Raw genomic sequence first — 23,567 nt, 5'->3', positions numbered from 1 at the left:
CAATACGCAGCTCCCCGCCCGAATAGCTCAGCCGGTTAGAGCACTTGACTGTTAATCAGGGGGTCGTTGGTTCGAGTCCAACTTCGGGCGCCAGGTTTTGAAAGGGTCTGCAGCGATGCAGGCCCTTTTTCTTTGTGTACCATGATCGTCTCGATCATCATGGAAAGCGGGCAAATGACGGAACGAAGCGCCTATTTTCGTAATGCCGACGGCATACGCGGCCTGGCCTGCCTCGTTGTACTGCTGGTTCACTCCGTCAATGGCATTTTTATTGGTGCTCGTCCTTATCTTCCGGGAACGGGAAAAGTCGGCGTCTGGCTGTTTTTCGTCCTGAGTGCCTTCCTGCTCACCAATCATCTGTTCCTGCGGGGCACGACCATGAGGTCGCTCGCTGACTACGTACTGGCCCGCTGCCTGCGTATCGTCCCGCTGTTCGTCATCGCGGTCGTCTTCTATTTCTTCTTCGGCACGACGACCATTACGACTTGGGCGGACGTCACGAATGCCTTGACGCTTACCAAGGGGTACGCCCATCTCTGGACCGTTCCCGTCGAGCTGAAGTTCTACGTCCTGCTCTTCCCCCTGGCCGTCCCTACGATCGCGATTTACAACCGGTTCGGACCGATGTGGTCGGCGACGTTCGTGCTTGCATGCGGGGTCGTGTCGTCCGTCCTGTTTCCCTTCACGGGAACGACGGAAAACTCGCCGGAACTGCGTTGGTACATTCCCTGTTTCCTGATCGGCATGCTGTGTGCGGTTATCTATCCTTCGATCAAGGCGCGTGCCGTCCGCATGCCCTCCGTCGCCATCAGCGTTCTGGTCATCGCCGCTATCGTCGCGATGACCGACTACTTCCGGGCGATGTACTACCCCGACGCACCGCACTATTGGCTGGGCAACAAATTCGTTCCACTGGGCGCGCTCTGGGCTGTTTTCATGCTCGTGAACCTGGATGACACGGGGCCGATGGGCCGCCTGCTGGCGTCACGCGCGATGACGAACGTCGGACGCTGGAGCTATCCGATCTATCTGTTCCACTGGTATTTCGTGACCAGGGCAGCCGAGCTCCGCCCCAATAGCCTTGTCAGCGTCCTGGTGGCGATCATTCTCGCGATAACGATCGGTGCCGTGGCCCACCGGTACGTCGAGCGCCCCATCATGAGTGCCCGTGGGATGCTGGGACGGTCGATCCTTCGGCGGCCTGCCGCTGCCTGACTCAGAACGGCACGAGCACCCAGCCACCAGATACGCGCTCGCGCAGCACCTCGACAGCGCGACCCTTGCCCTTCATGGCCGACGCGCGCGTCAGTGCGAACTCCACCGCCGTGCCCTCGGTCTGGAACACGTGCTTCGTCGCGCCAGGCAACAGCACCGTCCACGTATGAAGATTCATCGACGGATAGAAAACAAACACGCGCAACGGGCGAACGACACCGTCCATCAGCGACGACGTCGCAGTTCGGCGCGCACGTCGGACGACTGGCCACCCACGCGAAGCACGGCATTGCGCAGGGAGGTCTCGGATACGCCAAGCACGCGCGTCCAGTAGTTCATATCGGTTCGCAGCTCAAGGTCGATCTTGGTGGCGTCGGCCGGGCCGACGACCTGTTTCTGTGTTTCCATGACGTGCCCTCGCTGTCAGACCACGTTTGCCACGTGGTGGGTTACGTCGGTGTTACGGCTGTCGCACTGCCGGGCCCACCACGTTACACCCAACTAACAACTGAAAGCGCATGTTGGATGACCCGGGCTTCGTTTGGCCGGATTCACCCCCGGCTTTCGCAGCCGGGCTCGTCCTGCCCAACTCAGACGATGGTCATGCCACCCAAGAAACCAGTCACCCAGTCCGTGGACACGCCGCCGCCGGATCGTTCATCCGCCGCGTTCATCTCCTACGTGTACTCGCACAAGCGCACCGCGCCTCTCCCGGAGACGCCGCGCAGCACGCCCTTGAAGGGCCCCAAGAAAACCGCGGGCTGATGCCCCACGGGTGGTGATCCCGGCTCGGGATCACCACTCGACGATAGCGCTCAGCTGTCGATCTGCGTGATCGAGCGAACACGTCCGTTGACTATCTCGACCTGGACCGATTTGCCCTTCTGGAAGTACTCCAGGCGATAACCCTGCAGGCCACCGCCCCGGGCTTCGATCGGCGTCTCGCGATCGGGCTTGCCGGCAACCTCGCGAAGACGCCCCTCGCTATCTCCCGTGCTGACCACCTGCGAACCCACGCGGAAGGTATCCGCGGCGGCGGCGCCGCAGGACAAGGCGGTGGCAAAAATGGCGGCAACGATGCGCTTCATGAGGAACTCCCTGTCGATGTATCCATGCAGGCTAGCTCCCGCCATTAGCGAAGCCAAGGGCCGGACAGCACTATCTTGCGGACTCATTCAGGGTCTGGAGACGTGGGGATTCCCTGCCACCAGCCAGCGCCAGAGCAGGTCCGTTCCCTGCCGAATGCCGATCCGGGCCGAGCCGGGTATGTTCTCCGGAGACGGCGTCCCGTCATCGACGATGGTGTAACACTCCCGCGCGCGCACCAGGTCGATGCCGTTCTGCTCCCCGGTGATGCCCATGGCCTGGGCCAGCCGTGCGGGACCGCTGCCTAGTTCGCGATCGCGCTTCACCTTCGGTCGCGCTTGGCGCATCCGCTCGATGCCGGCCACCGGTTCCAGCGCCCTGATCAACACACCCGAGCCCTCGCCCACGTCGCCGCAGACGGTATTTGCGCACCAGTGCATCCCATAGGTGAAGTAGACATACATGTGCCCGGCCGGGCCGAACATCACGGCGTTGCGCGGCGTCTTCCCGCGGAAGGTGTGCGCCGCAGGGTCGATGGCACCGATATACGCCTCGACTTCGACGATGCGCCCTGCCCGCCCGTCCGCACAGGCCAGGACTTTGTTGAGCAGTGCCTGGGCGACGACACGCGCGTCTCGCTGATAGAAGGAGCGCGGCAGGATGTCTCCCGGCCAGCGCGGGCGACGGTGCGCCATCACGTGTCCAGGGGCTCACCGTCGGTGTCCGGATCGGGACCGGGGCGCTCGACCGGCTCATGGTCGAAGGGCGGCGGCGAGGTTCCGGGAGGCGTCTTGTCCGTGTCAGGCACGGGACGATGGGGTCGAGCCATGACTTCCTCCAGCGGGCGTCGGGACGTGGCCGCCCCGACGCCGGGGATCAGAAGACGCCGAGCAGCCAGCAGACCAGGATGATCGCGAGGATAACGCCGATGCCGCCGCTCGGACCATAGCCCCAGGACCGCGAATAACCCCACGTGGGGAGGCCGCCGACAAGGGCAAGAATGAGGATGACGAGCAGGATGGTGACGAGCATGGGTAACTCCGGCAGTGGACTCGGAGTGCATCGTCGCGCAGAGGGTCGTCTAGGACATGTGATGCACGGGGCGCCCTTTCGGCGTCCCGTTCAGGAACTCGAAGAACGGCGCCGCGCGAGGGCGACGCCGTTACGTAGTTTTACGTACGTACCACGTAGCAAGGCTCGTAGGCCGTACCACCGGGAAGCTTCATGCGGTGCTGTTCGACGAACGCCTTCAGCAGGTCGTCCAGCGCGCGCATGATTTCCGGCTCGCCGTCGATGACGAACGGACCGAACTGCTCGATGGCGCGCACGCCCTCTTCCTTGACGTTGCCGGCCACGATGCCCGAGAACGCACGGCGCAGGTCGGCCGCGAGCTCGTGACGCGGACGGTCGCGATGCAGGGCCAGGCCAGCCATCGCCTCGTGGTTGGGACGGAACGGCTGCTGGAACGGCAGCGGGATATCCAGCGCCCAGTTGAAGAAGAAGGCGTCCTTGTTGTCCAGGCGGTGATTACGCACCTTGTCGATACCCGTGACCATGGCGTGGGCGACGGCCGCCGGATCGTCGATGATGATCTTGTAGTGCGTCGCGATCTCGTCACCGAGCGCCAGCCGCAGGAAGCGGTCGATCTGCTCGAAGTACGACGCCGAGTTCTTCGGACCGGTGAAGATCAACGGGAACGGAATGCCCTTGTTCTTCGGCAGCAGGAGAATGCCGAGCATGTAGAGGATTTCTTCCGCCGTGCCGACGCCACCGGGGAACACGATGATGCCGTGGCCGAGACGGACGAAGGCCTCGAGGCGTTTCTCGATGTCCGGCATGATCACCAGGTTGTTGACGATCGGATTCGGCGACTCGGCGGCAATGATGCCCGGCTCGGTCACACCGATGTACCGGTTGCCCTTGCGACGCTGCTTGGCATGCGCGATGGTCGCTCCCTTCATCGGGCCCTTCATCGCACCCGGGCCGCAGCCTGTGCAGATATCCATGGCGCGCAGGCCGAGCTGGTAGCCGACCCGCTTGGTGTACTCGTATTCGTCGCGCGAGATCGAGTGACCGCCCCAGCAGACGACAAGATTCGGATCGATCTGCGGACGCAGGATGCGCGAATTGCGCAGGATCTCGAACACGGCATGCGTGATACCCACGCTGTCATCCAGGTCGAAGGCGCCCGCTTCCAGCTGCGTCGACACGTAGACGATGTCGCGCACGACGGCGACCAGCAGCTCGTTGATGCCTCGGATGATGCGGCCATCGACGAAGGCCTGTTCCGGCGCATTCTTCAGCTCGATCTTGATGCCGCGGTCTTCCTGCAGCACCTGGATATCGAAGTCCGGATACTTTCCGAACATCGTGCCCGGATCGTCCGAAAGGTTGCCCGACGTCAGTACCGCCAGTGCGCAGCCGCGCAGCAGCTGGTGCAACCCGGACCCGCTGGCGTCGCGCAGGCGCGCGACCTCGTTGCGGGAAAGGATATCGAGGCCGCCGGCCGGCGAAACGCGGGCACTGACCGTCTTGCCGGATACCGGCTCCCCGAACTGATTGGCATTCATGGTGTGACTCGTCCTTCTGACCGCGAATTAGCGGCGAACCCCGCTCCGGATCGGGAGCGGACCGCCTAGGATCACGCGTGGCGGGCGTAGGGGTCAAGACCGCGACCGCCACCAATGAGAAAGGCCGACCCCCTTCCGGGGACCGGCCTTGTTTTTCCCGCGAAACCGGGCGCTTGCTTAGAACGTGTAGCGAACCGTCAGCATCGCCGACCAACGCGAGACCGGATTGACCTTGGTCGCGCTGTTGTCCGTCGGGGCGTCGTAGTAGCCCTTCAGGCCCGGCTGGTAGTTGCCGTTCGCATCGGTGGGCAGCTGGTAGATGTACTTGCCCGTGGTCGGATCCACGCCACCGAAGGCGGCGAAGTTGCGCGTGTACGGGAAGCCCACGTAGTACTGCTCACCCCACGACTTCTTCAGGACATTCAGGAAGTTGTAGACGTCCAGGCGAATCTCACCCTTGTTGCCCTTGAAGATGCCCGGGATTTCCTGGCTCAGGCTCAGGTCGATCTGGTTGACCCAGGCCGACTGCGCGCCATTGCGCTTGGCGATCTTGCCCTGGTTCTTACGCAGGTAGTCGTCGCTCTGGATGAAGTCGTAGAACTGGTCCTGCAGCGCCTGCGATGCGACACCGCCGGTGGCATTGCGAAGGATCACGTCGCCCTTGTTCGGGATGAACGCGAGGTCCTTCGAGTAGCTGTCGCCATTGGCGTCGTTCGAGAAGATCCAGCTGTACGGGACGCCGTCATGGCCGTCATAGAACGCGCTGACGGTCGTGGCGTAGTCGCCGAAGAAGTTGTGCTGCCACGTCAGCGACGCGTTGAGGCGCTTGCCGATATTGGTGTTGGACGTGGATGCCTTGTCTTCGTTCGGGTTGGTCCAGGCGCTGTTCGAGAAGTTCGACGTCGCCTGGCTCGAGGTGCCCGGATTGACTTCGGTCGAGTGACCGCCGGTCGCCGCGATGCTCCACGACCAGCCGTTCGCCATGGGCTTGCTGAACGACAGCGTCACCGAATCGGCACCGCCCTTGCTGGTGTTGGTCAGGTACGTCACGCCCTGGGCGAAGCGGCCGTCAGCACGAGCACGCGTGTTCGCCGTCGCGTTGTTGTTACCGGTCGGATTGGCGCCACAGGCGAAGCCCGTCGAGCCACCCAGCGGCGTGGCACCGCCAATGCAACCCGAGTAGGTATAGCGGCCGTCGGGCAGGAGACCGGTGGGAGCACCGATGTTCAGGTTCTGGTAGAGGATGCCGTCACGCACATCGAGATGCTGGTACTCGATGCTGGCGACGATGCCGTCCCACGGCAGCTCGCGGTCGAACGCGATGGAGGACTTCCAGACGCTCGGCAGCTGGAAGTTCTTGTCGACCGTGTCGACCGCCATCTGCGGCACGGTGCCCGGGCCGCTGGTGTTCTGAGCGAGGGGGTTCGGGCTGAAGGCGGGGCACGGAATGCCCTTCTGGCCGCCCAGGTTGCAAAGGTTGCCGGTGGCGGTCGTGCGATCGTAGGAATACGTGACCGTGTTGATACCGTTGTTCTGGTACGGGTTGGTCATCCACACGGTCGGCGGATCGGACTGGAACAGGCCAACGCCGCCGCGCAGCTGGGTCTTGTACTCGCTGTCGAAGGTGTAGTTGAACGACATGCGCGGCTCGACCAGCTGGCTGCCGTTGATCGTGTTGGCATTGCTGAAACCGAACTTCTGCTGGAACGTCGCGTTGTACAGCGGCTTGTCGTCGGTCAGGTACTTGTTCACGCGGAAACCGGCCTGCACCGACAGGTTGTCCGAGACCTGCCAGGTATCCTGCAGGAAGAAGGTTTGACGACGCAGCTCCCACTGGGCAGCGATATCGTTGAGGCTGTAGCCCGGCGCCGGCTGGTACAACGCGTAGTTCGTGTACAGGCCCTTCTGGAAGTTGTCGATACCGTTGAAGGTATACGCACCGAATTCCGTACGACCGAACAGGTTGTAGATGCGGTTACGCTCCCACTCGACACCGCCCTTGATGGTGTGGTCGCCGAGGTACAGCGTGCCGACCCAAAGCGCGTTGAGCGACTTCACCGAGGCCGAGTTGTAATGGCTGAACTGGTCTTCGCCGAGGTTGATCACCGGGCCGGTGGTCACCAGGCCGTTGTTCACGCGCAGGGTGACCTGCGGCTGCTGGTTCGACACCGAACGGTCGAGCTGGTAGTCGCTGTAGCCGACCTTGGTTTCCGACGAGAACACGTCGCTCCAGTCATCGAAGCCCTGCAGCGTGTAGTTCTTGATGTTGGTGTTGACGTTGTACCAGTAGCTGGACAAGCCGATCGACGACGTGCCGTTACCCTGCGGGTTCGGCTTGCCTTCCTTGGTCTGCGAGTAGGCGAAGTTGGCGCGGTGACCGTCGGTGATGTTCCAGTCGATCTTGCCGATGTAACGCTTGTCTTCCAGCGTGCCGGCGTTGGCACCCGTCGTACCCGGCACAAGGCCGAGACCGTTCGCGGCGGCAATCGCGCGATTCAGGTCGTTGGCCGACACCTTGTTCGTTGTCGAGTTGACCAGCGAGGCGTCGAGGCCGTTGACGGCACCGGAGCTGAGGCCCGTGACGTCTTCTTTTTCGTAACCGACGAAGAAGAACAGCTTGTCCTTGATGATCGGGCCACCGAAGGTCGCGCCGGCCGTCCAGTTGCGATCGAACTCGGTGTAGTCGCGGTCCTGGTTGAGCCAGCCCGCCTTGCCGACCATGTCGTTCGCGTTCTTGTACGCGTAGTAGACCGAGCCGTGGAAATCGTTCGTGCCCGACTTGGTGACCGCGTTGATTTCCGCACCGATGGTGTCGGAGGTGACGTCGTAGTTAGCGGTCGAGATGCTGAACTGGTCGATCGTGTCGAGCGAGACCGGCGAGCCGACCGTCGGCATGCCCGTCGAGTTCAGGCCGAACGGGTCGCCCACGCCCAGGCCGTCGACCTTGATGCTGTTCGCGCGGGTGTTCTGGCCGTTGGCCGAGATCGCACCGGTGCCGTGGTCGACATTCACGCGCGGATCGCGGCGCGCGATGTCACCGATATTGCGGCTCGGCGTCGGAACGGTCTTCAGCTCACGCTGCGAAATGTTGGTGGCGAGACCCTTGTTCTCGGAGTTGAACTGGCCGGCGACGGCGGACACGGTGACGCCGGTCAGCGCGGTCGCGTCGGCGACGTTAGCGCCACCCACGGTCAGGTTGACGGCAGTATCGGCGCCGAGGGAGAGATAAACGTTGTCCTGCTTGGCCGACGGCGTGCCGTCCTTGCTCGCGGTCACGTCGAACGGACCGCCGACGCGCAGACCCTGCGCCGAGTAACGGCCGCTGGCATCGGTCGTAGCGACCTTCGTCGTGCCTGAAGGCTCATGCACGATCTGCACGGTGGCATTGGCCACCGGCTGGCCGGCGGCGTCGAGAACGCGGCCGCTGATCGTGGAGGACGTTTCCTGCGCAAAGGCAGGTGCCGCGAGCAGCGATGCGATCGCGAACGGCAGAAGTTTGGCGCGGATACGGCTATTCATCTAATGGTCTGCCCTGTGACTTACAACGAAAATTTGGCCGCACGAAAGGGTCCCTGGCCGCGAGGCCGGGGTGACACAGTCGTAGAGCTATCCCCAATTTTTGAAAGACTCGGCCGGTGTGATCCCGGTCACGCAACTGATCCGGGCGGCGACTCTTGTTAAACGAACTTTAACGCGATTCTATGACACATTCGTAACATTTTCACGCCAACTAGATAAATACCACTTTTTCTTAGAGGTGCGCCAGAAAGGCACACCTCTTTGAAATTTAAGCAGATTTACCGAGATAGCGGGATCGCTTCGCAGGTTTCAACGAAGCCAGATCCAACATGACGAGGCCATCGACGCATCCTGAGAAGTCAGGATCTTCGCCAAACGCAAGAAATTGGACGCCCGAGGGCTCAACCAGATCGACGTATTGGCGGTACAGCACCGGCAGGGAGACGCCAAGGGCGTCGAGGCGGTGTTTGAGCTTGCCCAGGCCGGCGGCCGGGTCGAGGCCTTCCAGCTCGGCGCGGATCGCGACGTTGGTGGCGTCGGGGACGACAAAGGGCTGGCGAGCGGCAGCAAGTCCTTCAACACCAAAGAAATGCTGATGCGCCACCGTGATCCACTCTCGGGCTTCACGGGGCATGCTGACCGACATGCTCACCGGCCCGAACACGTAGCGAAGGTCACGGTGGCGCTGCAGGTAGAGGCCGATACCCTGCCACAGATGGTCGAGCGCCCGCGAACGCCAGTAAGCCGGGGCGACGAAGCTGCGCCCGGCCTCAAGACCTTGCGCCAGGCGCGATTCGAGTGCGGGCGAGTAATCGAAAAGACTTGAGGTATAGAGCGCCGAAATACCGCGTTCCGCGATGAGCCGGCCGCCATGGCCGAAGCGATACGAACCGACGATGCGCAGCGCCTTCGGATCCCACAGCACCAGGTGCTCGTAGTACGGATCGTAGGCGTCGAGATCGCGGCGCTTGCCCGTGCCCTCGCCGACGCGACGGAACGTGAGTTCGCGCAGGCGACCGATCTCGCGCAGCGCGGCACTATCCTGCGAACCCTGCAGGAGCAGGATGCGCTTGCCATCGGGAAGGTCCGCAAGAAACTCCGCCTTCTCCAGTTCGGCAACCACTCGCTCGATCGGTTCCGGGTGCGCCAGCGGCGTCTGTCCGCCGAACACCAGGTCGCGGCCGCGGCCCACGCGATACACGTGGCGACGCATGAGCTTGGCGGCCTGCTCAGGCGAACCGCCGCTGAGTTTCTTGATCTCCTCGGCGTCGATCAACTTCCCGATGCGGAAGCCGACGCGCTGCTTGCCCGAGGTCGCTTCGCGAGGAAGCATCGCGGTGCTCAGCGGCTTGGCCAGCATGGAAAGGCCGTAGAACATGGCCGAGTTGCGCGCAGCGATGTGCACGGGCAACACGGGCACGCCGGTGCGCATGGCGATGCGCGCGAAACCGTCCGACCATTTGCCGTCGCGCACGCCGCTGGCGCCCATGCGGGATACTTCGCCCGCCGGGAAGATCACCAGCACTTCGCCGGCTTCGATGCTGCGGAAGATGCCGCGCATCTTCGAGGCGCCGCCCTTGCCGAACACGTCCACGGGCAGCAGCAAGGGGCCGAGTTGCGGCACGGCCGCGAGCACGTCGTTACCCAGGATGCGCACGTCGCGACGCACGGTGCCGATCATCTGCAGCAAGGCGATCGCGTCGACCATACCCAGTGGATGATTGGCGACGACGAGCAGCGGCCCCTCGACGGGAATGTTCTCGCGCTCACGCTCGGTGATGCGGCAGCTGACCCCGAGGTACTCGAGCGTGCGTTCGCAGAAGTCGAAGCCCAGCGCCGTACCGGCGTGGTCGAGTGTCTGGTTGAAGCGGCTCTCGTGGGCAAGCTTTTCCAGCATGCCAACAAGGGGCTTACGAATGAGAGGGTGCTGGGCCAGCCAGGGCAGACGCTCGGCCAGGGTCTGATCGATGCTCAGCATGACTTGGGCTCCCTATGACGTCGGACGGGGCAAACCGTGCGGGACTGGAGCGGAGTCGTGATTTTCATACCTTCGAACGTCCTCAGTGCCCCTTGGGGGGGCTGCGACCCATGCCCGGAGGTAGACGGCGCCTACCCCCGGACATGCTCGCGGGGAATTATGACAGCAACCCTACTGCCTCGTAGGTTCATACGGCAATGTGCAGGTAGGCCGACAACCCGGTCAGGAACATCTGCACCGACAGCGCGATCAGCAGCATGCCCATCAGGCGCTCAAGCGCGGTGAGAACGCTCTCACCCAGCCATTTGAACAGGAAGGTGGAGCTCAGCAGGATGATCGCGGTGGCCAGCCAGGCCAGGAACAGGGCGATACCCCACTCCGCCGTGCGGCCGGGCTGGGAATTGGTCAGCAGCAGCAGTGCCGCCATGGCCGACGGGCCTGCCACGCCGGGGATGGCCATGGGCACGATGAAGGGCTCGCCCTCTCCCTGCTTGCCGAACACACCGCCCTCAACGGGCGGGAACACCATGCGGATGCCGATCAGGAACAGCACGATGCCGCCGCCGATGCTGACCGACTCCTGGCGCAGCTGGAGCACCTTGAGGATGTACTGCCCACCGAGCAGGAAGCCGATGAGCACGGCGAGGGCGATCAGCAGCTCGCGCACCATCACCTTGCGGCGGCGCTGCGGGGGCACGTCCTTGAGCAGGGCGAGGAACAACGGGATGTTGCCCAGCGGGTCCATGATCAGGAACAGCAGGATGCCCGCGGACAACGTCGTCATCTGCGCTTCCATTTAAAACTCCTTTACGGCTGCCCCTTAGGGACGGGCAGCGCGGTACGTCAGTGTGTGTTGCGAATATCGAGAACGGCACCGCGCGCATCCGCGCCGGCACCCGAGAGCAGATAAACGATCGCTTCGGCTGAGGCCGTCGGCAGCGGTCGTTCGAGGGTGTTTTCACCGTAATACGCAGCGCGACGCAGGGCCGTGCGCATCGGTGCGGGGAGCAAGGCATGCACGCGCATGCTGCCCTTGCCGTTTTCAGCGTGGAGCACGGCGGCCATGCGTTCCACGGCCGCCTTGGACACGCCGTAACCACCCCAGTGCGCGCGCGACACGAGTTCGGCGTCGTCGAAAACGAAGACGACGGCGCTGTCGTCAGCCTGCGTAAGCAGCGGCATGCACGCCTGGGTAAGCGCAAAAGGCGCGGAGACATTCACCTGCATCGCGCGCAGCCAGTCGTCCGGCTTGTGCATGGCGATGGGCGTGAGTTCGTTGAAATGCGCGGCGGCGTGGACCACGCCATCAAGCCGGCCGAATTCCTTTTCGAGGCCTTCCGCGAGCGCCGCGTAGTCACTCGGCGTTGCGCTTTCGAGGTCCAGCGGATGAATGACCGGTTCGGCACCGCCGAGCGCGACCAGCTCGTCGTAGAGCTTCTCCAGTGCACGCACCTTGCGTCCCGTGATCACCACGGTCGCACCGGCGCGGACAACGGCCTTCGCAGTTTCGCTACCGAGTCCACCCGTGGCGCCGGTGACGACGATGACGCGGCCAGCGAGCGAGCCTCCGGCCGGCGCCCAGTCATCGGGCAGCCCCACGGACGACCATGCGCTCACGATTCGGCCCCGGCGACTTCCACCGCCATGCGCTTGAGTTCACCCGCGGCGTGGAGATCCTCGACGATGTCGCATCCGCCGATGAATTCACCTAACAGGAACAATTGGGGAAACGTCGGCCAGTTCGAATAATGCGGCAGGCCCGCGCGCACGCGCGGATCCGCCAGGACGTTGACCGAGAAGAAGTTCGCCCCAGCGGCTTCCAGCGCCTTGACGGCGCGATCGGAGAACCCACAGGTAGGGAACTCCGGCGTGCCTTTCATGAAAAGCACGATGGGGTGCGCCGCTACGGTGGCCTTGATCTCGTCTACGACGTCCATAGGTCGGGTTTCATCATTAGAATGCTGATAGTTGCGTAGTGTAGCAGTGCCGCGCCTGGCGCCCTGCTTCGTCTTTCTTTCCCCCAGCCAACGCTAAGGAGTCCCGCACATGGCGATCGAACTTCCCCCGCTTCCCTACGAGAAGAACGCCCTGGAGCCGCACATCTCCGCTGAAACCCTCGAGTTTCATTACGGTAAGCACCACCAGACCTACGTCACGAATCTCAATAACCTGATCAAGGGTACGGAGTTCGAGGGCAAGGATCTGGTCGAGATCGTGAAGTCCTCCTCGGGCGGCATCTTCAACAACGCCGCCCAGGTCTGGAACCACACCTTCTACTGGAACTCGATGCGCGCCCCCGGCGGCGCCGAGCCGCCGGCCAAGCTTGCCGACGCCCTGACCAAGGCCTTTGGCGGCGTGGACAAGTTCAAGGAAGAGTTTGCCAAGAGCGCCGCCGGCAACTTCGGCTCGGGCTGGACCTGGCTGGTGCAGCGTCCGGACGGCTCCCTGGCCATCGTCAACACCTCCAACGCCGCCACGCCGATCACCGGCAGCGATAAGCCGCTGTTCACGGCGGACGTGTGGGAGCACGCCTACTACATCGACTACCGCAACGCCCGTCCGAAGTACCTGGAAGCGTTCTGGAACCTGGTCAACTGGGACTTCGCGGCGAAGAATCTCGCCTGATTTTCCCGCTGTAGAACGCAAAAAGGCCGGGTCGCGAGACCCGGCCTTTTTATTGGTTCTTCGTCGATTCCCCCGTGGAGCCATTGCACCGCCATTTGCGTGGAGGGATGCGGCGCAGAGCCTTCGGTGCCCACCCTCGCTGCTCAGACACGTCCTCCGCGTTTCGTACCGGAAAGGCCGCTGCGCGGCCGTGTACTTATTTGGCCTACGGCCGCTCCACTTGTGCGGAACTCGCCTCGAGGGTGGGCACCGAAGGCTCTTCCCATCCTTGAGGTTCGTGCGGGCCGAGCCGACGAAGCAACGCCGCTTCGGCTGCCGGCTCGTCGCCATCGTCAAGCGGCAACCCCCACGCGCCGGTCGCGATCGTCCGCGCGAGGCGGAGCAGCCGCGAGGAAGGCGCTCGGCGAGCCGGAATGGCCGTACCAGCACGACGGCCGTAACGGTCCGCTTGGGCGGCCACACCCACGCCAACGGCTCTCCTTCTGAGCCGCGAGAGTGGGCACCAAGGTCTCCCCGCGAGACGCCCAAGTGTAGAGAGCGACGGCAAAGCCGAGCCCGCGAAGCCGAAGGCGAGCCATACGCGAGGTGCGAGGTGCTTAGCCGAGGAGGTCGACGGCCGGGGCGACCTGTTCTTCGCGGCCCAGCGCGACGCCGACCTCGGCCAGCTTCGCCCGCAGGCTGCCGGCATCCGGAGCGCAGAGCGTGGCGTGACCGACCTTGCGGCCCGGTCTCGCTTCCTTGCCGTAGTCATGCCAGTGGCCATCAGCGACCGAGAGGATCGGCGTCGGGTCGGGCATGTCGCCGATCCAGTTGAGCATGGCGCTGGCACCACGCACGCCGGTGTCGCCCAGCGGCAGGCCGAGGACGGCGCGCACGTGGTTCTCGAACTGGCTGGTATGGGCGCCCTCGATGGTCCAATGCCCCGAGTTGTGGACGCGAGGCGCCATTTCGTTACCCAGCAGCTCGCCACCGCAGACGAACAGCTCCAGGGCGAAGACACCCACGTAGTCCAGCGTCTCGGCGATCGTGCGGGCATGGCCGATGGCGGCCTGTTCCAGCGCATCCGAGGTGCCGGGAGCCGGCGCCAGGCTGAGCGACAGGACACCGTCGACATGCCAGTTGCGGGTCAGCGGCCAGGTGCGGAACCCCCCGTCGCGACCACGAACCGCCACGACCGACAGCTCGCGGTCGAAGGGCACGAAGGCTTCGAGGATCAAGCCCACCGAGGCGGCAGCCTCACCCAGGGCAGCCCAGGCGGCATCGATGTCATCCGGTGTCTTCAGGCGAAACTGGCCCTTGCCGTCGTAACCCAGGCGGCGGGTCTTGAGAATGGCGGGTGCGCCGATCCGAGCCACGGCGCGAACCAGGTCGTCGCGACTGTCCACGGGGTCGAAATCCGGGGTGTTCAGCCCCGAGGCCCGGAACAAGGTCTTCTCGGCGAGGCGATCCTGGGCGACGGACAGCGCACCCGGATTGGGAAACACATGGGTGAGGCCCGCCAGGCGCTCGGCCGTGGCGGCGGGCACGTTCTCGAAATCGAAGGTGACCACGTCCACGCGGGCGGCGAACGCTTCCAGCGCCTCGTCGTCGTTCCAGTCGGCTACGACCAGTTCGGTGACCTGGCCGGCGCAGGCCTCGGCCGAGCCGTCGACCACGAGGGTGCGCACGCCCAGCGGCGCGGCGGCGAGGGAAAGCATGCGGGCAAGCTGGCCGCCACCCAGGATGCCGACCGTAGGAAGCTTACGGGTCACGTGCGCGGATCCGGATGATCGAGGACGTTGCGGGTCTGTTCGGCGCGGAAGGCGTCCAGCGCGGCGGCGACGGCGGTGTCGTGCAGGGCCAGCACCGAGGCGGCGAGCAGGGCCGCATTGGTCGCGCCGGCACGGCCGATGGCCAGGGTGCCCACGGGAATGCCGGCCGGCATCTGTGCAATCGAGAGCAGCGAGTCCATGCCATTGAGGGCCTTGGACTGCACCGGCACGCCGAAGACCGGCAGCGCGGTCTTCGCGGCGATCATGCCCGGGAGGTGGGCAGCGCCACCGGCGCCCGCGATGATGACCTGGATGCCACGGCCACGGGCCGCATCGGCGTAGTCGAACAGGAGGTCCGGCGTACGGTGAGCGGAGACCACGCGGACCTCGTGCACAATGCCCATGCGGGTCAGCGTGGTCGAGGCGTGCTCCATCGTTTCCCAGTCCGAACGCGAGCCCATCACCACGCCAACGCGCGGTGCGTTCGCCTCGTTCACCTCGTTGGAAGTCATGGCCGGAGCACCCAAAAGTCGCTATTGTAAGGGCATTCCCGATCTACATACAGGTTGGCCCTTCGCGGCCGCTCCCATGGACAAGCGTCTTATCGACATCCTCTGCTGCCCCGTCAGCAAGCGACCGCTGCGCCCGCTCACCGCGACCGAGCGCGACAACCTCAATGGCGCCATCCGCGCCGGCAGCCTCGACACCGTCGCCGGTGAGAAGGTGACCGACGCGATCACCGAAGGGCTCATCACCACGGACGGCAAGCTGGTCTATCGGGTGGAAGACGGTATCCCCGTCATGCTGCCCGAAGCGGGTATCGGCACGACCCAGTTGCAAGGCTTTACGGCAGAATCCGGCCTCGCGCAAAATCCGTGATGCGAGTCACACTTTAAAGCATCCGTTCCCGCACAATGGCCCCTCGGGCGGGGGCCAGTAAGAATCCAGAGAAGCGTGATGACCAACGCGAGTGAGCCGTCCAACGTCGTTGACCTGAGCCAGCGCCTCGACCCGCGCAGCGAGCGTGTGGGCGCCCTTCTGGTCACCGTGCGGGGGCTCGCGACCAAGCGCCTCCATGCGCTTGCGACCAACATGTTCGAGAACATCGACGACGCCCTGTTCGACCTCGCCGAAAAGGCCGAGAACAACGCGGCACAGACCCAGTTCTTCGACGGCATGCGCGAAGTCCGCAAGAAGCGCGCGATCGTCGAGCGGACCTTCCTCGGCCAGGTCGCCCGCGACCTGGCCGATTTTTCAGCCGGCCGCACCCGTGCGCCGAATGCCGACGGCGCCGCCCGTCCGCTCGCCAACATCGAGCTGAGCCTGGTCGGCGAGAACGAGCTGGAAGAGTCGCTCGCCATCACCAGCATGATCGGCAAGAACGAGCAGCGCCTCGCGCGCGCCCTGTTCGCCGTCAACCAGCGCCTCTCCGTGATCTGCGGTGGCACCAAGATGGACGACGCGTCCAACCCGGTCGGCCCCGCCGCCCTGGCTGCCGCGTTCCGCCAGGCCATGCGCGAGCTGATGGTCGAGGTCCGCGTCAAGCTCATCATCTACAAGTTGTTCGACCGCTACGTGCTCGCGGGCATCGACGAGCTGTACGACGACATCAACAACGAACTGGCCGCGGCGGGCGTGCTTCCGCAGTTGCGCCACGAAATCTCCACCCGTCGCAGCGATGCGCCGGCGCCCGTCGGCCCCGCGACCACAGCTGTCGCTCCGCCCCAGGCGGCCGGCAGCGCGCCGGTAACGGATGTCGCCGCTGCCGAGTTCATGCAGTCGCTGCACGCCCTCTTTTCGGCACGGCGCGACAGCGCCTCCGTCGTCATGGGCGCGGCTACCTCGCCGCCCATGCAGACCGGCCCGCTGCCCAGCGCCGCCGAATTGCTCGGCGCGTTGACCCTGCTGCAAAGCCAGATCGCCAGCCTGCCCTCGCAGGCGACGCCGCTTGCCACCCAGGCCGACGTCACGCGCGACGTCGCTCACCTGAAGGAGCAGCTGCTCGCACAGATCGGCCAGCTCCGTGGCCAGCAGACCTCGCACGTGTCCGGCGTGGATGAAGACACCATCGACCTGGTCGGCATGCTCTTCGAGTTCATCCTCGAAGATCACAACCTTCCGGCCGAAATGCAGGTGCTGCTTGCACGCCTGCAGATTCCGTACCTCAAGGTGGCCCTGCTCGACCGCCGCATGTTCGCGCACAAGTCGCACCCTGCGCGCCAGCTGCTCGACGCCCTCGCCGACGCTGCCAAGGGCTGGTCAGCCGATGCCGATCGCGATGGCCGTCTGTTCGAGAAGGTCAAGTCGATCGTGGAGCGCCTGCTCCATGACTTCGACGACGACGTGGTGATCTTCACGCGCCTGGCTAGCGAACTGCAGGAATTCCTCGACGTCAGCCGCAAGCGCGCCGAGCTGGCCGAACAGCGCGTCGCCGAGTCCACCCGCGGCCGCGAGAAGCTGGAACAGGCGCGTCGCCGCGCGGCGTCGGAAATCGTCACCCGTATCGGCGGGGCCGCGTTGCCGCCACTCATCTACGGTGTGCTCACGCGCGCCTGGGCGAACTACATCGTGCTCACCCTGCTTCGCCAGGGTGACGAGTCCCCCGAGTTCCGCGAGTCGCTGCGTTTCATCGACGACTTCATCGCCAGCGCGCGGCCGGTGTACGACCTCAACGGTCGTCGCGACCTGCGCTCGCTGTTACCCGGTATCGAACGTTCGCTGCGTCGCGGCCTTGCCTCGGTGGCGTTCCAGGAAGGCGACACCGAACAGCTGCTCGGCCAGTTGCATGCCTTCTATCGTCAGCAGCTCGGCGAGTCCACGCCGGAAACGGAGTCGGGCACCCTGGTCTCCAGCGTCATGCCGCTGCCGGAATCCATCCAGGCTATCGAGGAGCCGATGCTCGAGCCGGAGCCGGACGACGAAAACGAAGCCCTGATGGACGAAGCCTTCGACGAGCGAAACCTCGCCCAGGCACGCGACCTCAAGGTGGGCCAGTGGCTCGAGTTCACGGCTGAAGACGGCACGACGGATCGCGCCAAGCTGTCCTGGGTCAGTCCGATCAGCGGGCGCTTCCTGTTCGTCAATCGTCGCGGCCTCAAGGTTGCCGACCACAGTCTTGCCGGTCTCGCCCAGGCCTTCGCCAACGGCACGGCGCGCCTGCTCGACTCCTCGCTCCTGTTCGACCGCGCCATGGATGCCATCGTCGAGCGCCTGCGTCAGCCCGAGGCGACCACACCGGCGGCGTGATCTCCCCAGCGAAGGAAGGCCGCGCTAAGGTAGCGGCCTTCCTCCACGGACAGCACGACACGATGAGCTCTCCCGACCCGAAACACCTGGCCGACGCCCTGCCGCCAGCCAGCGAGATCCTTGCGGACGTGCAGCGCGCCTTCGCCGAAGACATCGGCCCTGGTGACGCCACTGCCGATCTGCTCGACGCCAGCGCCACTGCGACCGCCGTGCTCACCTGCCGCGAAGAAGCCGTGCTCTGCGGCGCCGCCTGGTTCGAGGCCTGCTTTCGCCAGCTCGACCCGGACGTGCGCATCGAATGGCTGGTGCACGACGGCGACCGCGTTCCCGCCGGTTCGATCATCTGCCGACTTGCCGGCAAGGCGCGCGCACTGGTGACAGCCGAGCGCTCGGCGCTCAACTTCCTGCAATTACTCTCGGCCACGGCGACGGTGACCTCGCGCTATGCCGATGCCATCGCGGGTACGCGCACGCGCGTACTGGATACGCGCAAGACCCTGCCCGGCCTGCGTCGCGCGCAGAAGTACGCCGTGCTCTGCGGCGGCGGCACCAATCACCGCATCGGCCTGTTCGACGCGATGATGCTGAAGGAAAACCACATCATCGCCGCGGGTGGCATTCCGGCCGCGGTCGAGGCCGCCCGCCGCATCCACCCGGCACTGCCGCTCATCGTCGAAGTGGAAACGCTGGACGAACTGGCCCAGGCGCTCGATGCCGGCGCCGATCGCGCCCTGCTCGATAACTTCACCCCGGCGATGCTTACCGAGGCCGTGACGTTCACCGCGGGACGTATGCCGCTCGAGGTTTCGGGCAACGTCGAGATCGATACGATCCGGGCGATTGCGGAGACCGGGGTGGATTTCATCTCGAGCGGGGCGTTGACCAAGAACGTGAGGGCGATTGATCTGTCCCTTCGGTTGGATGTGAAGCACGGGGGTTTGTAGGAATCGCCGCTGAAGCGGGTCCCACATTCCGGCTTCTTGTGGGAGCCGATTCATCGGCGATGCCCTTATAGGGGCTTGTGGTCGCGCCGCAGCGGCCACACACTGACACCATGGCTTCCTTCACCGATCTGTTCTGGCTCATGGCCCTGGCGGCTGGCATTGCCAGCTGGTACCGGCTCACTCGCGCCCGCGAGGTCGCCGTGCGCGCCGCGGCCTCGCTGTGCAAGCGCCATGGCCTCCAGCTGCTGGATCAGAGTGTCGGGCTTCGCTCGATCCGCCTGCAGGGCGTCGACGGTGTACGCCGCCTGGAGCGCTGCTACGTGTTCGAAGTCAGCGAAGACGGCCAGTCACGCGAAATGGCGCGCTTGTGGATGGCCGGACACGACGTGGTGAGCTTTTCGCTGCCGATGAGCGGATCGCCGGCCCTGGAGACTGTCGTGGCGACGGATTCGATCGTGCATGGAGCGAATGTGATTTCGCTGGCCGACCGGCGGCGGCTTCATTAGAAAACTGGCGACAACAGGAAACTGGCGACAACCGCTTGGTAGGAGCCGATTTATCGGCGATGGGGTTTACGACACGTTAGGATCGCCGATGAATCGGCTCCTACAAAAGCCAGAACGCCAGAACGCCAAAACGCCAAAACGCCAAACAGCCATAACGAAAAATCCGCCTTTCGGCGGGTTTCGTTTATTTGACGACGCGAAGGTGCGGAGCGCCCCGCTTGGGCCGGTCGTCATCGCCACCAGCGGACGGTGCCGGTGCCTCGGCCTCGTCGGCGGCTTCGATGCCGTCGGTAGGCAGGGTTTCGTTTTCGTCGGCCGGGAACATCATGCCCTGCCCGTTCTCCTGCGCGTAAAGCGCCAGCACGGCCTGCATCGGGATGACGATGGACTGGCTCACGCCCGAGAAGCGCGCCTGGAAGGCGATGCGGTCGTTACCGAGGTCGAGGTGCGCGACGGCACGCATGGCGAGATTGAGAACGACCTGGCCGTTCTTCACGACGTGCGCCGGCACCTTCACGCCCGGCTGCGCCGCGTCCACGAGTACGTACGGGGTCAAGCCGTTGTCGCTGATCCAGTCGTAGATGGCGCGCAGCAGATAGGGCCGATTGGAGGTCATGCCCGAGGTTTCGTTCGTATCCATGTGCACAGTTTACGGGATACGCGGTAACGAGGCTAACCGGGCGCGAAATTGAAGTCCGGACGCATGTTGCGCTCTTCCGGCGTGAGACTGCGGGCAAAGCCCTGGCTGTGGAACAGGCGCTCGCCGTAGTCGACGATCGGCTTGCCCTCCTTGCCCAGGTCCACGCCCAGATGCGGCAGGCGCCAGACAACCGGGGCGACCAGACAGTCGATCAGGCTCATTTCCGGGTTCAGGAAGAATCGCGAGGCCCGGAACAGCGGCACCGACAGGAGCAGGTGCTCGCGCAACCGGCGGCGACCGCCTTCGGCAGCCTTGCCACCCTCGCCGATCGTCTCGATCTCGGGCAGCCAGTCGTTCTCGATACGCCAGGTCGCCAGGCGCAGGCGGGCCCGGGACAGCGGGTCGATCGGCATGAGGGGAGGATGCGGATATCGCTCGTCAAGATACTCGACGACGATCATCGGGTCGTAGACGGTCAGGTCACGGTCGACCAGGGTCGGCAGAGTGCCGTAGGGATTCAGCTCCAGCAGGTCGGGGGTAGGCTCGTCGGCCTTCAGGATGATCCGGTCGTATGCCACGCCCTTGGCCGCCAGCACCAGCCGGGTACGGTGGCAGTGGATATCGTCGGCGCTGGTGTACAGCGTCAAAGCCGTTCGCGAACGAGCATTCTGGACCATGCGTGCGAGCCCTCTCCCTGCCGCAAATAAAACGGGGCGACCGGTCAGGCCGCCCCGAGGGACATCATTCAGTGGTTCTCGTGAACGTCCTTCCAGTACTCATGCTTCACCAGGTACAGCAGGAAGGTGAGCAAGGCGAGGAACAGGACCACCCACACGCCGACCGACTGGCGTTGGAGGACGGCCGGTTCGGCCGTGTACTCGAGGAAGGTAGCGAGATCGCGCGTCGCGCCCTTGAACTCCTCCGGTGTCATGCGGCCCGGCTGGGAGAGTTCGAGCTTCTCCACCACCGAATCGTGACCTGGCGTGGCTTCGGAATGGACGGCCACCTGCAAGCCCTGCAGTTCCCACAACGGGTTCGGCATGGAGGCGTTCGGGAAGACCGTGTTGTTCCAGCCGACCGGACGGCTCGGGTCGAGGTAGAACGAGTTCAGGTAATTGAAGATGAAGTCCACGCCCTTGGCGCGCGCTTCGAGCGAGAGATCCGGCGGCTCCTTGCCGAACCAGGTCTTCGCCGAATCGGCCGGCATGTGCGAGATCACCGGTTCACCGAACTTCGCGCCGGTGAAGTTGAGGTTGGACATCACCTCGTCTTCGCTCAGGCCGAGGTCGCTGGCCACGCGCGAGTAACGCACGTACTTCAGCGAGTGGCAGCCGACGCAGTAGTTGAAGAACAGTTTGGCGCCACGCTGCAGCGACGCACGGTCGTTCACGTTCGTCCCGGCCGAGGGCAGACCCTCACCGCCTTCCTGTGCGAAGGCGGGAACGGTGACGACGAAGAGGCCCAGCGCCAGGGCCATGGCGGATAGATAGCGCTTAATCATGCGTCGTCACCCGTTCCGGAACCGGCTTGGTCTTCTCGAGGCCAAAGTGCGTGTACACCCAGATGAAGATGAAGAACCCGAAGTAGGCCACCGTCATGACGCGGCCGAAGGCGTTCTCCAACGTGGTCGCGTCAGCGCCCGGGAACCACTCGGGAATCAGCTCGGCAGTGACGCCGGCGCCGACCGCACCCAGGGACAGGAACGAAATCACCAGCACGGCGAGCGCGATGCGGTAACCCATGCCACGGAAGCGTACCGAGCGGACTTCGCCACGATCCAGCCATGGCAGCAAGGCCAGCATCAGGATCGAGCCGAACATGCCGATCACGCCCCAGATGGCCGTGCCGAAGAACGACGGGATCATGCGCAGGATCGCGTAGAACGGCGTGAAGTACCACGACGGCTTGATGTGCGTCGGCGTCACCAGGTTGTTGGCCGGGGTGAAGTTGTCGTGCTCGAGGAACCAGCCGCCGAACGTGGGCGCGAAGAAGATGATGAACGCCGCGATCAGCAGGAAGAAGCCCACGCCGACCAGATCCTTCACCGTGTAGTACGGGTGGAACGGAATGGCGTCGATGGGCTTGCTGGCATCCCAGCGATTGCCCTTCGGACCATGCTTCACGTCCACGCCGTCCGGGTTGTTCGAACCCACTTCATGCAGCGCGGCCAGATGCAGCACCACCAGCAGCAGGAGAACCAGCGGCAGCGCGATCACGTGCAGCGCGAAGAAGCGGTTGAGCGTGGCGTCGGCGGGCAGGAAGTCGCCCATGATCCACTCCACCAGGCCGGGGCCGATGTAGGGAATGGTGCCGAACAGCGAAATGATGACCTTCGCGCCCCAGAAGGACATGTTGCCCCACGGCAACACGTAGCCCATGAAGGCTTCGGCCATGAGGACCAGGAAGATCAGCATGCCGAGGATCCACACCAGCTCGCGCGGACGCTTGAACGAGCCGTACATGATCCCGCGGAACATGTGCAGGAACACGACCACGAAGAACAGCGAGGCACCCGTGGAGTGCATGTAGCGGATCAGCCAGCCCCACTCCACGTCACGCATGATGTACTCGACCGAGTTGAACGCTTCCAGCGCACTCGTCTTGTAGTTCATGGTGAGGAAGATGCCGGTCACGATCTGGTTGACCAGCACCAGGATCGCCAGCGAGCCGAAGTAGTACCAAAGATTGAAGTTCTTCGGCGCGTAGTACTCGGTCATGTGCTTGCGGAACGTGGGCGCCAGGTTCGGCGCACGTTCGTTGACCCAGTCAAATAGGTTAGCCATCAGCCGGCCTCCTTCGGATCGACACCGATCTGGATGTGCGTGTCGTCCACGAAGTGGTACGGCGGCACGGGGAGGTTCTTCGGTGCGGGCACGCCACTGAACACGCGGCCTGAGAGGTCGTAGCGCGACTTATGGCAGGGGCAGTAGAAGCCGCCCTTCCAGTTCGCGTCGAACGGCTCGGGCTTGATGTCCGGGACGAAATCGGGAACGCAGCCCAGATGGGTGCACAGGCCAATGACGACCAGCCACTCAGGCTTGATGGAACGGGTTTCGTTCGTCGCGTACTTGGGCTGCTGTTCCGTGTTGGACGACTGGGGATCCAGCAAGCGAGGCTCGAGGCCCTTCAGCTGGGCCAGCTGGTCCTTGGTGCGGTTGACCACGAAAACGGGAAGGCTACGCCATGCGAAAGTGACCTTCTGGCCCGCATCGATGGCGCTGATATCGACCGTGACAGGCGCACCTGCCGCCTTAGCCCTTGCACTTGGTTCCCACGACTTAATGAAGGGCACGACCGCCGCGACCACTCCCACACCACCTACGACTGCTGTCGTAACGGTAAGGAAGCGACGGCGCCCGTGATCGACGACTTCGTTCGCCATCAGGCTCTCCGGAACTTTGCCATTGAGGTTGCGGACCCCTATCGCCGGTTCGTTCGGAAATCGGCTTCCGCAAATCGCGTCAGTGTAACGTCAGCACTAGCGACG

Annotated in this window: 26 protein-coding genes and 1 tRNA gene; 8 read left to right on the top strand and 19 right to left on the bottom strand. The window is 64.3% G+C overall.

The window, feature by feature from the left end; translation table 11 throughout:
- Window positions 1-16: 16 nt before the first annotated feature.
- Together HB634_RS05530 and HB634_RS05525 are read left to right on the top strand one after the other, a co-directional pair.
- Window positions 17-93: transfer RNA gene (locus HB634_RS05530), tRNA-Asn, on the top strand.
- Between the two features lie 81 nt (window positions 94-174).
- Entirely contained in the window at window positions 175-1,215 is a 1,041-nt protein-coding gene (locus HB634_RS05525) for an acyltransferase (RefSeq protein ID WP_213947860.1), read from the top strand.
- Window position 1,216: 1 nt separating this feature from the next.
- Here the strand turns inward: HB634_RS05525 and HB634_RS05520 are convergent, their stop codons facing one another.
- On the bottom strand, window positions 1,217-1,441 hold the full coding sequence (locus tag HB634_RS05520) for a hypothetical protein (RefSeq protein WP_107913409.1): 225 nt from the start codon (window positions 1,439-1,441) through the stop codon (window positions 1,217-1,219).
- Entirely contained in the window at window positions 1,441-1,623 is a 183-nt protein-coding gene (locus tag HB634_RS05515; RefSeq protein ID WP_063571491.1) for a DUF3606 domain-containing protein, read from the bottom strand. Before HB634_RS05515 ends, HB634_RS05520 begins: the two co-directional genes overlap by 1 nt.
- A gap of 195 nt (window positions 1,624-1,818) precedes the next feature.
- Here HB634_RS05515 and HB634_RS05510 point away from each other — a divergent pair, with 195 nt between their 5' ends.
- A complete protein-coding gene (locus HB634_RS05510; RefSeq protein ID WP_157503966.1) occupies window positions 1,819-1,980 on the top strand; it encodes a hypothetical protein in 162 nt (53 codons plus the stop codon).
- 50 nt (window positions 1,981-2,030) lie between these two features.
- Here the strand turns inward: HB634_RS05510 and HB634_RS05505 are convergent, their stop codons facing one another.
- The 10 genes from HB634_RS05505 to grxD all read right to left on the bottom strand — a co-directional run bounded on the left by HB634_RS05505 (window position 2,031) and on the right by grxD (window position 12,305).
- Complete coding sequence (locus tag HB634_RS05505) at window positions 2,031-2,303, bottom strand: hypothetical protein (protein ID WP_063571490.1); 273 nt, start codon at window positions 2,301-2,303, stop codon at window positions 2,031-2,033.
- A gap of 87 nt (window positions 2,304-2,390) precedes the next feature.
- Complete coding sequence (locus HB634_RS05500; protein ID WP_213947859.1) at window positions 2,391-2,996, bottom strand: DNA-3-methyladenine glycosylase; 606 nt, start codon at window positions 2,994-2,996, stop codon at window positions 2,391-2,393.
- Window positions 2,996-3,130 carry a hypothetical protein gene (locus HB634_RS22820; protein WP_255548398.1) on the bottom strand — a complete coding sequence of 45 codons (135 nt, stop codon included), beginning with the start codon at window positions 3,128-3,130 and terminating at the stop codon, window positions 2,996-2,998. The genes HB634_RS05500 and HB634_RS22820 overlap by 1 nt, the downstream gene beginning before the upstream one ends.
- 47 nt (window positions 3,131-3,177) lie before the next feature.
- Window positions 3,178-3,333, bottom strand: coding sequence for a DUF3309 family protein (locus HB634_RS05495; protein ID WP_082878993.1), 156 nt, complete (start codon window positions 3,331-3,333; stop codon window positions 3,178-3,180).
- Window positions 3,334-3,473: 140 nt separating this feature from the next.
- On the bottom strand, window positions 3,474-4,871 hold the full coding sequence (gene ppnN, locus HB634_RS05490) for a nucleotide 5'-monophosphate nucleosidase PpnN (protein ID WP_063571488.1): 1,398 nt from the start codon (window positions 4,869-4,871) through the stop codon (window positions 3,474-3,476).
- A 177-nt stretch (window positions 4,872-5,048) separates the two neighbouring features.
- A complete protein-coding gene (locus HB634_RS05485; protein WP_213947858.1) occupies window positions 5,049-8,390 on the bottom strand; it encodes a carboxypeptidase regulatory-like domain-containing protein in 3,342 nt (1,113 codons plus the stop codon).
- A 268-nt stretch (window positions 8,391-8,658) separates the two neighbouring features.
- Window positions 8,659-10,368, bottom strand: a complete 1,710-nt coding sequence (locus tag HB634_RS05480) for a lysophospholipid acyltransferase family protein (RefSeq protein WP_063571486.1) — start codon at window positions 10,366-10,368, stop codon at window positions 8,659-8,661.
- 187 nt (window positions 10,369-10,555) lie between these two features.
- Window positions 10,556-11,152: a YhgN family NAAT transporter gene (locus HB634_RS05475; RefSeq protein WP_063571492.1), complete on the bottom strand. Its 597-nt coding sequence runs from the start codon at window positions 11,150-11,152 to the stop codon at window positions 10,556-10,558.
- Window positions 11,153-11,211: 59 nt separating this feature from the next.
- Window positions 11,212-11,985 carry an SDR family NAD(P)-dependent oxidoreductase gene (locus HB634_RS05470; protein ID WP_213947857.1) on the bottom strand — a complete coding sequence of 258 codons (774 nt, stop codon included), beginning with the start codon at window positions 11,983-11,985 and terminating at the stop codon, window positions 11,212-11,214.
- Window positions 11,982-12,305: a Grx4 family monothiol glutaredoxin gene (gene grxD, locus HB634_RS05465; RefSeq protein ID WP_213947856.1), complete on the bottom strand. Its 324-nt coding sequence runs from the start codon at window positions 12,303-12,305 to the stop codon at window positions 11,982-11,984. The genes HB634_RS05470 and grxD overlap by 4 nt, the downstream gene beginning before the upstream one ends.
- A 109-nt stretch (window positions 12,306-12,414) precedes the next feature.
- On the opposite strand from grxD, the gene HB634_RS05460 reads away from it, so the two are divergent.
- On the top strand, window positions 12,415-12,993 hold the full coding sequence (locus HB634_RS05460) for a Fe-Mn family superoxide dismutase (protein WP_213947855.1): 579 nt from the start codon (window positions 12,415-12,417) through the stop codon (window positions 12,991-12,993).
- 596 nt (window positions 12,994-13,589) lie between these two features.
- Here HB634_RS05460 and HB634_RS05455 read toward each other — a convergent pair.
- On the bottom strand, window positions 13,590-14,744 hold the full coding sequence (locus tag HB634_RS05455) for a 5-(carboxyamino)imidazole ribonucleotide synthase (protein ID WP_345777469.1): 1,155 nt from the start codon (window positions 14,742-14,744) through the stop codon (window positions 13,590-13,592).
- Window positions 14,741-15,256: a 5-(carboxyamino)imidazole ribonucleotide mutase gene (gene purE, locus HB634_RS05450; protein WP_213947854.1), complete on the bottom strand. Its 516-nt coding sequence runs from the start codon at window positions 15,254-15,256 to the stop codon at window positions 14,741-14,743. The genes HB634_RS05455 and purE overlap by 4 nt, the downstream gene beginning before the upstream one ends.
- A 76-nt stretch (window positions 15,257-15,332) precedes the next feature.
- On the opposite strand from purE, the gene HB634_RS05445 reads away from it, so the two are divergent.
- From HB634_RS05445 to HB634_RS05430, 4 genes are all read left to right on the top strand, one after another.
- A complete protein-coding gene (locus tag HB634_RS05445; RefSeq protein WP_063572379.1) occupies window positions 15,333-15,623 on the top strand; it encodes a Trm112 family protein in 291 nt (96 codons plus the stop codon).
- Window positions 15,624-15,701: 78 nt separating this feature from the next.
- Complete coding sequence (locus HB634_RS05440; protein WP_063572380.1) at window positions 15,702-17,990, top strand: DUF1631 domain-containing protein; 2,289 nt, start codon at window positions 15,702-15,704, stop codon at window positions 17,988-17,990.
- Window positions 17,991-18,052: 62 nt separating this feature from the next.
- Entirely contained in the window at window positions 18,053-18,934 is an 882-nt protein-coding gene (gene nadC, locus HB634_RS05435; RefSeq protein ID WP_213947853.1) for a carboxylating nicotinate-nucleotide diphosphorylase, read from the top strand.
- Window positions 18,935-19,044: 110 nt separating this feature from the next.
- A complete protein-coding gene (locus tag HB634_RS05430) occupies window positions 19,045-19,440 on the top strand; it encodes a DUF3301 domain-containing protein (RefSeq protein ID WP_213947852.1) in 396 nt (131 codons plus the stop codon).
- Window positions 19,441-19,624: 184 nt separating this feature from the next.
- On the opposite strand, the gene HB634_RS05425 is transcribed toward HB634_RS05430, so the two are convergent.
- From HB634_RS05425 to petA, 5 genes are all read right to left on the bottom strand, one after another.
- On the bottom strand, window positions 19,625-20,056 hold the full coding sequence (locus tag HB634_RS05425) for a ClpXP protease specificity-enhancing factor (protein ID WP_082879116.1): 432 nt from the start codon (window positions 20,054-20,056) through the stop codon (window positions 19,625-19,627).
- A gap of 56 nt (window positions 20,057-20,112) precedes the next feature.
- A complete protein-coding gene (locus HB634_RS05420; protein ID WP_213947851.1) occupies window positions 20,113-20,757 on the bottom strand; it encodes a glutathione S-transferase N-terminal domain-containing protein in 645 nt (214 codons plus the stop codon).
- A gap of 68 nt (window positions 20,758-20,825) precedes the next feature.
- On the bottom strand, window positions 20,826-21,581 hold the full coding sequence (locus HB634_RS05415; protein WP_213947850.1) for a cytochrome c1: 756 nt from the start codon (window positions 21,579-21,581) through the stop codon (window positions 20,826-20,828).
- A complete protein-coding gene (locus HB634_RS05410) occupies window positions 21,574-22,863 on the bottom strand; it encodes a cytochrome bc complex cytochrome b subunit (RefSeq protein WP_213947849.1) in 1,290 nt (429 codons plus the stop codon). Before HB634_RS05410 ends, HB634_RS05415 begins: the two co-directional genes overlap by 8 nt.
- A complete protein-coding gene (gene petA / locus HB634_RS05405) occupies window positions 22,863-23,462 on the bottom strand; it encodes a ubiquinol-cytochrome c reductase iron-sulfur subunit (RefSeq protein WP_063573455.1) in 600 nt (199 codons plus the stop codon). The genes HB634_RS05410 and petA overlap by 1 nt, the downstream gene beginning before the upstream one ends.
- Window positions 23,463-23,567: the final 105 nt, after the last annotated feature.

Source organism: Luteibacter sp. dw_328 (assembly GCF_018449605.1).
Lineage (GTDB): Bacteria > Pseudomonadota > Gammaproteobacteria > Xanthomonadales > Rhodanobacteraceae > Luteibacter.
This window is presented reverse-complemented; position numbering and strand designations above follow the sequence as displayed.

Bases quoted from the DNA above. Each gene is read 5' to 3' on its own strand.
- HB634_RS05425 (WP_082879116.1), bottom strand. From the start codon at position 20,056: ATGACCTCCAATCGGCCCTATCTGCTGCGCGCCATCTACGACTGGATC.
- HB634_RS05415 (WP_213947850.1), bottom strand. From the start codon at position 21,581: ATGATTAAGCGCTATCTATCCGCCATGGCCCTGGCGCTGGGCCTCTTC.
- HB634_RS05460 (WP_213947855.1), top strand. From the start codon at position 12,415: ATGGCGATCGAACTTCCCCCGCTTCCCTACGAGAAGAACGCCCTGGAG.
- HB634_RS05420 (WP_213947851.1), bottom strand. From the start codon at position 20,757: ATGGTCCAGAATGCTCGTTCGCGAACGGCTTTGACGCTGTACACCAGC.
- HB634_RS05525 (WP_213947860.1), top strand. From the start codon at position 175: ATGACGGAACGAAGCGCCTATTTTCGTAATGCCGACGGCATACGCGGC.
- HB634_RS05440 (WP_063572380.1), top strand. From the start codon at position 15,702: ATGACCAACGCGAGTGAGCCGTCCAACGTCGTTGACCTGAGCCAGCGC.
- HB634_RS05445 (WP_063572379.1), top strand. From the start codon at position 15,333: ATGGACAAGCGTCTTATCGACATCCTCTGCTGCCCCGTCAGCAAGCGA.
- grxD (WP_213947856.1), bottom strand. From the start codon at position 12,305: ATGGACGTCGTAGACGAGATCAAGGCCACCGTAGCGGCGCACCCCATC.
- HB634_RS05430 (WP_213947852.1), top strand. From the start codon at position 19,045: ATGGCTTCCTTCACCGATCTGTTCTGGCTCATGGCCCTGGCGGCTGGC.
- HB634_RS22820 (WP_255548398.1), bottom strand. From the start codon at position 3,130: ATGGCTCGACCCCATCGTCCCGTGCCTGACACGGACAAGACGCCTCCC.
- HB634_RS05510 (WP_157503966.1), top strand. From the start codon at position 1,819: ATGCCACCCAAGAAACCAGTCACCCAGTCCGTGGACACGCCGCCGCCG.
- ppnN (WP_063571488.1), bottom strand. From the start codon at position 4,871: ATGAATGCCAATCAGTTCGGGGAGCCGGTATCCGGCAAGACGGTCAGT.
- HB634_RS05475 (WP_063571492.1), bottom strand. From the start codon at position 11,152: ATGACGACGTTGTCCGCGGGCATCCTGCTGTTCCTGATCATGGACCCG.
- HB634_RS05505 (WP_063571490.1), bottom strand. From the start codon at position 2,303: ATGAAGCGCATCGTTGCCGCCATTTTTGCCACCGCCTTGTCCTGCGGC.
- HB634_RS05520 (WP_107913409.1), bottom strand. From the start codon at position 1,441: ATGGACGGTGTCGTTCGCCCGTTGCGCGTGTTTGTTTTCTATCCGTCG.
- HB634_RS05515 (WP_063571491.1), bottom strand. From the start codon at position 1,623: ATGGAAACACAGAAACAGGTCGTCGGCCCGGCCGACGCCACCAAGATC.
- nadC (WP_213947853.1), top strand. From the start codon at position 18,053: ATGAGCTCTCCCGACCCGAAACACCTGGCCGACGCCCTGCCGCCAGCC.
- HB634_RS05495 (WP_082878993.1), bottom strand. From the start codon at position 3,333: ATGCTCGTCACCATCCTGCTCGTCATCCTCATTCTTGCCCTTGTCGGC.
- purE (WP_213947854.1), bottom strand. From the start codon at position 15,256: ATGACTTCCAACGAGGTGAACGAGGCGAACGCACCGCGCGTTGGCGTG.
- HB634_RS05485 (WP_213947858.1), bottom strand. From the start codon at position 8,390: ATGAATAGCCGTATCCGCGCCAAACTTCTGCCGTTCGCGATCGCATCG.
- HB634_RS05410 (WP_213947849.1), bottom strand. From the start codon at position 22,863: ATGGCTAACCTATTTGACTGGGTCAACGAACGTGCGCCGAACCTGGCG.
- HB634_RS05500 (WP_213947859.1), bottom strand. From the start codon at position 2,996: ATGGCGCACCGTCGCCCGCGCTGGCCGGGAGACATCCTGCCGCGCTCC.
- HB634_RS05480 (WP_063571486.1), bottom strand. From the start codon at position 10,368: ATGCTGAGCATCGATCAGACCCTGGCCGAGCGTCTGCCCTGGCTGGCC.
- petA (WP_063573455.1), bottom strand. From the start codon at position 23,462: ATGGCGAACGAAGTCGTCGATCACGGGCGCCGTCGCTTCCTTACCGTT.